The organism is Bradyrhizobium sp. Unk1, from assembly GCF_059512345.1.
Genome location: NZ_JCAMOP010000239.1, coordinates 1 through 420 on the forward strand (window position 1 = coordinate 1; position 420 = coordinate 420).

Annotated in this window: 1 protein-coding gene; it reads right to left on the minus strand. The window is 71.0% G+C overall.

The genetic code is table 11. The annotated features are described in order from the left end of the window. A partial coding sequence (locus tag AC5ZFO_RS48315; RefSeq protein WP_496124312.1) for an AMP-binding enzyme occupies positions 1–420 on the minus strand: 420 nt, incomplete at both ends.

Consider the following 420-nt stretch of genomic DNA (forward strand, 5'->3'; position numbering starts at 1 on the left):
GCCCAGTTCGAAGAAGTGGTCGTTGCGCCCGATGCGCTCGACACCCAGGAGCTCGGCCCAGATCCGCGCCAGCGCCGCCTCGACCGCACCTTGCGGCGCCTCATAGGCCGCCAGCGCATAGGCCTGATCGGCCGGCGCCGGCAGCGCGTTCCGATCGAGCTTGCCGTTCACCGTGAGCGGAAGCGCCGCCAGCCGCACGAACGCACTCGGCACCATGTAGTCCGGCAGCCGCGCACTTAAGTGCGCCCGCAATGCGCCCGCAAGCCCGCTTCCATCGCCCTCGTCCGAGCCGGCCTCGGGCGCACAGACCATATAGGCGATCAGATGCTTGTCGCCGGCGCCGTCCTGGCGCGCCACCACCACCGCCTCGCGCACCCAGGCGTGCTCGCAAAGCCGCGCGACGATCTCGCCCGGCTCGAT